At 65.6% G+C, this 1,013-nt stretch carries 1 pseudogene; it reads right to left on the bottom strand.

Annotated elements, in window-relative coordinates:
- Window positions 1-635: pseudogene (locus J9611_RS21315) on the bottom strand (malate synthase A); the annotation flags it as partial.
- Window positions 636-1,013 lie beyond the last annotated feature (378 nt).

Below are 1,013 nucleotides of genomic sequence, written 5' to 3'. Positions count from 1 at the left end.
TTGCCCTGGGCGATCAGGCGGCGGGCGTTGTGGAAGAAGTACAGCCCGAAGTCAACGATTCCGCCGGCGATCGGCGTGCCGTCGACGAGCATGTGCTTTTCCGGCAGGTGCCAGCCGCGGGGACGGACCACGATCGTGGGCAGCTCCCCGGCGGGGCGGAGCCTGTACTCCTTGCCCTCCGGGGAAGTGAAGTCGATCCGGCGTTCCAGCGCATCCGTGAGGTTGAGCTGGCCCTGGATGACGTTGCGCCACGACGGTGTGGAGGAGTCTTCCATGTCGGCGAGCCACACCTTGGCGCCGGAGTTCAGCGCGTTGATGGTCATCTTCTTGTCCACCGGCCCGGTGATTTCCACGCGGCGGTCCTCCAGGCCCGGGGCCGGGGGAGCGACGCGCCAGTCCGGATCGTTGCGGACGGACTCGGTCCCACGCAGGAAACGCGGGTCCTGCCCCTTGGAGATCTGGGCGCGCCGTTCCCGGCGGGCCTGAAGCAGCTCCAGCCGCCGTTCCGCCGTGGCCTTGTGCAGCTTGGCCACGAAAGCCAGCGCATCAGGAGTAAGCACCTCGCCCTGCCGGCAAATAGGCTGCGCGGCCAAGGTGATCCCGTTGATGGTGAAGTTGTCAGTGAAGCTGTTCATTTCAAATCTCCTCAGAAGCAAATGTTCGACGGCGGTGTGCAGTTTGGGGCCGAAAAAGGCAATCCTCCGCGTGCTATTCCCCATCCCCGCCGTAGGCCTCGCAGAGCTCGGCCGGGCGGGGACAGGGCCCCTTTTACGCACGCTTCCGGATCACCTTTCCCGGCCCCCGGTGGCATCGGCACCATGGGTGCCGGCCGCCGTCGTGCCTTCCGGTGAGCGTTGTGAACGACTCACCTTGGGCTGGGGATTAGTGGAACTGGCCTTCTTCGGTGGATCCCACCAGGGCCAAAGTTGATGCGTTCGGGTTGAGCGCGGTAGCGATGTCGTCGAAGTAGCCGGTGCCGACTTCGCGCTGGTGCTTGGTCGCGGTGTAGCCGC

This window comes from Pseudarthrobacter albicanus (genome assembly GCF_018224015.1).
Taxonomy (GTDB): Bacteria; Actinomycetota; Actinomycetes; order Actinomycetales; family Micrococcaceae; genus Arthrobacter; species Arthrobacter albicanus.
This window is presented reverse-complemented; position numbering and strand designations above follow the sequence as displayed.